Source organism: Caulobacter sp. (assembly GCF_049283275.1).
Taxonomy (GTDB): domain Bacteria; phylum Pseudomonadota; class Alphaproteobacteria; order Caulobacterales; family Caulobacteraceae; genus Caulobacter.
Genome location: NZ_JBAPVS010000277.1, coordinates 1 through 5,090 on the forward strand (window position 1 = coordinate 1; position 5,090 = coordinate 5,090).

Annotated in this window: 5 protein-coding genes; 2 read left to right on the plus strand and 3 right to left on the minus strand. The window is 68.8% G+C overall.

Annotation, left to right across the window (positions count from 1 at the left end; translation table 11 throughout):
• Positions 1 to 162 precede the first annotated feature (162 nt).
• Together WAL33_RS15630 and mscL are read left to right on the plus strand one after the other, a co-directional pair.
• The gene (locus WAL33_RS15630) at positions 163 to 447 is read left to right on the plus strand and encodes an integration host factor subunit beta (protein ID WP_056757961.1); all 285 of its coding nucleotides are present in this window, start codon (positions 163 to 165) and stop codon (positions 445 to 447) included.
• A gap of 74 nt (positions 448 to 521) precedes the next feature.
• Positions 522 to 938: a large-conductance mechanosensitive channel protein MscL gene (mscL, locus tag WAL33_RS15635; protein WP_422182445.1), complete on the plus strand. Its 417-nt coding sequence runs from the start codon at positions 522 to 524 to the stop codon at positions 936 to 938.
• Between the two features lie 8 nt (positions 939 to 946).
• Here mscL and WAL33_RS15640 read toward each other — a convergent pair whose 3' ends face one another.
• The 3 genes from WAL33_RS15640 to WAL33_RS15650 all read right to left on the minus strand — a co-directional run.
• The gene (locus WAL33_RS15640; RefSeq protein WP_422182446.1) at positions 947 to 1,768 is read right to left on the minus strand and encodes a TIGR00730 family Rossman fold protein; all 822 of its coding nucleotides are present in this window, start codon (positions 1,766 to 1,768) and stop codon (positions 947 to 949) included.
• A 4-nt stretch (positions 1,769 to 1,772) separates the two neighbouring features.
• A complete protein-coding gene (locus WAL33_RS15645) occupies positions 1,773 to 4,649 on the minus strand; it encodes a M16 family metallopeptidase (protein WP_422182447.1) in 2,877 nt (958 codons plus the stop codon).
• A 71-nt stretch (positions 4,650 to 4,720) separates the two neighbouring features.
• Positions 4,721 to 5,090 (minus strand): DUF4166 domain-containing protein (locus WAL33_RS15650; protein WP_422182448.1); only part of this gene is annotated, 370 nt, incomplete at its 5' end.

Here is a 5,090-nt window from a genome sequence, read left to right on the forward strand (position 1 = left end):
CGTATAGAGAGAGTCATTTGAGCTTACTCGTCGTGTCGTTAAGCCGACTTAAAAGGCCCGTTAGGCAAGCTTTCCCCTTGAAGACTCAGGCTTCCTTGGGCAAAGGTCGCACGCGTGCCGGTCCTGCCTCCCCAGGATCGCTTTGACGCGTCGGGGATATCGATGATCAAGTCCGAACTCATCGCCAGGCTCGCGAACGAGAATCCGCACCTGACTCAGAAGGACGTCGAGCGCGTCGTCGGCGTCATTCTTGAACGCATGATCGGTTCGCTCGAAGAGGGCGGTCGCGTGGAGTTGCGCGGCTTCGGCGCCCTGTCCGTGCGTTCGCGCCCGGCCCGCGCCGGCCGCAATCCTCGCACCGGCGAGACCGTCGATGTGCGGGCCAAGCATGTGCCGTTCTTCAAAAGCGGCAAGGAACTGCGCGGCCGCCTGAACGCCGACGAATAGGGCCGTTCCAAGCGCTTGACCCGAGAGGGACAACGCGCTCAGCCTTTCCGACCCCCGGTTGGAAGAGGCCCAGCATGAGCATCGTCAAGGAATTCCGCGAGTTCATCGCCCGCGGCAACGTTATCGACCTGGCCGTCGGCGTGATCATCGGCGCGGCCTTCAACTCGATCGTCAAGAGTCTGGTCGATCAGGTGATCATGCCGCCGATCGGCTTGGCGATGGGCGGGCTGGATTTCTCCAAACTGCAATGGGTGCTCAAGCCTGAGGACCCGGCCACCGAAGCGGTCGAGCTGGTGGCGATCCAGTACGGCGCCTTCATCAACACCGTGATCCAGTTCCTGATCGTGGCCATGGTGGTTTTCCTGCTGGTCAAGCTGGTCAACCAGGTCCGCCGCGCGGACGCCGCCGCGCCGGAGGCGCCGCCGGCTCCGACGCCCCAGGAAAAGCTGCTGACCGAGATCCGCGATCTGTTGGCCAAGCCGAAGGCCTGAAGGGGCCGTCAGGCGGCGGCGGGTTCTTCCGGCGGCGTCTGTTCGGGTTCCAGTTCGATCGACTCGCCAGGCTTGAGGCCGCACGCCAAGAGGCTGGACCACACCGTCTCGGCGCTTTCGGCGAAGCGGAAGAGTTCAAGGTCCGAGGCGTTGATCATGCCGTGCTCGACCAGGGCTTCGAAATTGACCACCGAACGCCAATAGGCCTCGTCGAACAGCACGATGGGAATGCGCGGGGCCTTGTCGGTCTGGCGCAGGGTCAGGATCTCGAACAGCTCGTCGAAGGTGCCGAAGCCGCCGGGGAACACCACCAGGGCGTTGGCCCGCATCGCCAGGTGCATCTTGCGCATGGCGAAATAGTGGAAGCGGAACGACAGGTCCGGCGTGGCGTAGGGATTGGGCCGCTGCTCGTGCGGCAGGGTGATGTTGAAGCCGACCGACGGAGCGCCCGCGTCCCAGGCCCCGCGATTGGCCGCCTCCATCACGCCCGGCCCGCCGCCGGTGGCGATGACGTTGTCGCGCACCCCGTCGGTGGCGCGGATGGCCCCGCCGCGCTCGGAGGCGATGGCGCCGAACCGCCGGGCCTCGGCATACCAGCGCGCCTGCTGGCCGGGGCCGTCCTCGCGGACCCGGGCGCTGCCGAACACCACGATGGTGGAGCGCACGCCCCAGGCCCGCAAGGCTTCGTCGGCCTTGGCGAACTCCAGCAGGAACCGCACGCCCCGCATCGACTCGCCCAGCAGGAAGTCCTGGTCCAGCGCCGCCAGGCGGTAGGAGGGCGAGGCGATCTGGGCCTCGCTTTTCGGGTCGGCCTGGGGGTCTTCGGTCACGCTGCTACTTCGTCTTCCTGAGGGTGGGGTTGTCGAGATCCAACTGGTCGATCGGGATCTGCACGGCGGCCGGCAGGGCCATCTTGACGCCCTCGCCCATGGTCTTGCTGTCGCCGACCACGATGATGCTGGTCTGGGCCGGGTCGAACACGGCCTTGGAGAAGGCCTGGACGTCGGCGGCGCTGACCGCCTCGACCTTGCCGGTATAGGTCTGGATTTCGTTCAACGGGACGCCGTAGATCGCCAGGTTGCCCAGGATGTCGGCCAGGCCGCCCGAGGTGCCCAGGTCGCGGCCGAAGTCGCCGACCAGCACCGACTTGCGCGCCGCCAGTTCGGGCCCCGAGGCCGGTTCGGCGGCCAGGCGGGTCAGTTCGTCCTTGATCAGACCCACCACCTGGGCGGCGGACTCGTTCTTGGTCTGGACGGTGGCCGTGAAGCCGCCGATGGCCGCGCGCGGCGACAGGCTGGAGCCGGCGCCGTAGGACAGGCCGCGCTTGATGCGGATCTCCTGGTTCAGGCGCGAGGAATAGCCGCCGCCCAGCACGCCGTTGGCGACCAGGCCCGCATAGTACCGCGGGTCGGCGCGCAGGATGGCGGGCTTGGTCACCACGACCGCGGCCTGGCCGGTGCCGGGCAGGTCGACGATGACGTTCTTGGCCGTGTAGCGCGTCGGACCCTTGACCGGGGCCGGCGGCGGACCGGCGGGCTTGGCCCAGCCCCCGAACGCCTTTTCCGCCAGGGTGAAGCCCTGCTCGGGGGTCAGGTCGCCGGTCAGCACCAGGATGGCGTTGTCGGGACGCCAGTTGGCGGCGTGGGTCTTGACCAGGGCGTCGCGCTGGATCTTCGGCAGCGAGCCGGGGGTGCCGCCCGCGACATGGCCGTAGCCCGAGCCGGCATAGATCACGGTCGGCACGACGAAGCCCGCGACCGCGCCGGGGCGCTGATAGCTGACCGACAGGCCGTCCAGGGTCTCGGCCTTCACGCGCTCCAGCTCGTCGGCCTTGAAGGTCGGGTTCTGGGCGACGTCGGCCATGATCGCCAGGGCCTGCGGGGCCTTGTCGGCGATGACGCTGAGGGTCAGGGACGAGGCTTCCCAGCCCGAACCGGCCTCCAGGTCGGCGCCCAGGGCCTCGGTGGCGGCGGCCACCTGGGTGGCGGTGCGGGTCTTGGTGCCCTCGGTCAGAAGCTCGGCGGTCAGGCTGGAGACCCCGGCCAGGCCGGCCGGGTCGGCGCCCGAGCCGCCGCGCACGGTCAGGTCGGCGGTGATCAGCGGCAGGTCGCTGGACTTGGCGACGATGACCCGCAGGCCGTTGGCCAGGGTCTTCTCGACCGGCGAGGGCAGGATCGGCGACACCGGGGCGCTGGGGGTCGGCGGCGCGACGCGTTCGGCTTCCGGCGCCAGCATGGTGACGGGGCCGCTATAGGTCACCGACGGCGTCGGCTTGGGAGCCTCGAACGGGTCCTTGGCGCCGGCCGGCTTGGACGATTCCGGCAGGTAGCGGACCGTCACCTTGCGGTCGTCGGCCAGGTACTTGGCGGCTACGCGCTGGACGTCGGCGGCGGTCACCGCCTGCAGGGCGGCCAGGTCGGTGTTGGCCCGCTCGGCGTCGCCCTCGGTGCGCAGGGCGTAGCCCAGGGCGAAGGCTCGGCCGTCGATGGTCTCGCGGCCGCGCACGGCGTCGGCCAGCAGGCCGGTCTTGGCCTCGGCCAGTTCGGCGGCGGTGGGAGGCGTGGTGCGCAGCTTGGCGACCTGGGCGTTCAGCGAGGCCTCGCCCTGCTCCACCGTCTTGCCGCCGGCCATGATGGCGCCGACGTAGAACATGCCCGGCTGGGCGTTGGTGCTGGTCGAGGAGAAGATCGTCTGGGCGATCTGCTGGTCATAGACCAGGCTGTTGTAGAGGCGCGACGACTTGCCGGCCGACAGGACGGCGTCCAGCACGGCCAGGGCCGGGGCGTCCGGATCGGCGGCGGTCGGGGCCTGCCAGGTCATGGCCACGCCCGGCAGCGGGACGTTGGGGCCGTAGGTGGTGATGGTCTTGGAGGCGGTGCGCGGCGGCTCGACCACCGTGACCTGCTTGATGGGCGTGGCGGGGGTCTTCAGCGGCGCGAAATACTGATCGATCCAGGCGTTGAGCTGGGCCTCGTCGAAATTGCCGACCACGATCAGGGCGGCGTTGTCGGGGCGATAATAGGCCTGGTGGAAGGCCCGCACATCATCGACCGTGGCGGCGTCCAGCTCCTCGATCGAGCCGATGCCCGGGCGCTTGTAAGGGTGGTCGGCGAACGAGGCCTGGGTGATGTAGAGGTTGAAGAACCGACCGTAGGGATTGGCCAGCACCCGCTGGCGCAGCTCTTCCTTGACGACGTCGCGTTCGGATTTGAACACCGCATCGTCGATGACCAGCGAGCCCAGGCGCTCGGCCTCGGCCCACAGCAGGCGCTGCAGATGGTTGGCCGGCACCACCTCGTAATAGTTGGTGAAGTCGTCGTAGGTGGAGGCGTTGTTGAAGCCGCCGACGTCCTCGGTCAGTCGATCGAAGAACTCGTTGGGCATGTTGCGCGTCGATTTGAACATCAGGTGTTCGAACAGGTGCGCAAAGCCCGAGCGGCCTTCCGGATCGTCCTTGCTGCCGACGCCGTACCAGACCTGCACCGTCACGTTGGGCGTGGTCGCGTCCCGCGAGGTGTAGACCTTCATGCCGTTGGCCAGGGTCCGCTGCTTGTAGACGATCGGCGGCACCGCCACGCCCGACGCCGCTGAGGCCGCCGCCGGAGCCGGCTTGGTCTGAGCCTGGGCCGGCGGAGCCATCGTCAGAGAGGTCAGGGCGGTGGTCGAAAGGGCCAGCGCCACGAGGGCGGCCTTGGCGGCGGGACGGATCATGAGGACGACGCTCCGAAAGCTTTAGGGCGCGACCCTAGCATCCGGGTCGAAGGCGCCAAGCTACGGTCTTGTCATGAAAGGCGGCCGGCATAGCCGAAGATCACGCCCAGCCATGGATGGGCGACCAGGATGCGGAAACGGTAGACGCCGTCGTCGCGGGCGTAGCTGCGCGACCGGATACGCGGGGCCCAGGCGCCGGGGAGGGGGATCGGCCCCAGTCGCCAGCGCCGAAAGACAAAGGCGAAGCCGCCGGGGCGAGGCGCGAGCGCGAAGCGGAAGGTGAGCATCCCGACCGTTTCCTCGAAGGCCGTTCGATCGTCCTTGGCGCGGGCCAGGGTCGAGGCGAAGCGTCGGGGGCCGAATCGGCGGGTCCAGCGCTCGCCGGTCTGGTCGGGCGCGATGGTGACGAAGGTCTCGTGCGGACCGGGCGAGGGCAGGCCC

Bases quoted from the DNA above. Each gene is read 5' to 3' on its own strand.
- WAL33_RS15630 (WP_056757961.1), top strand. From the start codon at position 163: ATGATCAAGTCCGAACTCATCGCCAGGCTCGCGAACGAGAATCCGCAC.
- mscL (WP_422182445.1), top strand. From the start codon at position 522: ATGAGCATCGTCAAGGAATTCCGCGAGTTCATCGCCCGCGGCAACGTT.
- WAL33_RS15645 (WP_422182447.1), bottom strand. From the start codon at position 4,649: ATGATCCGTCCCGCCGCCAAGGCCGCCCTCGTGGCGCTGGCCCTTTCG.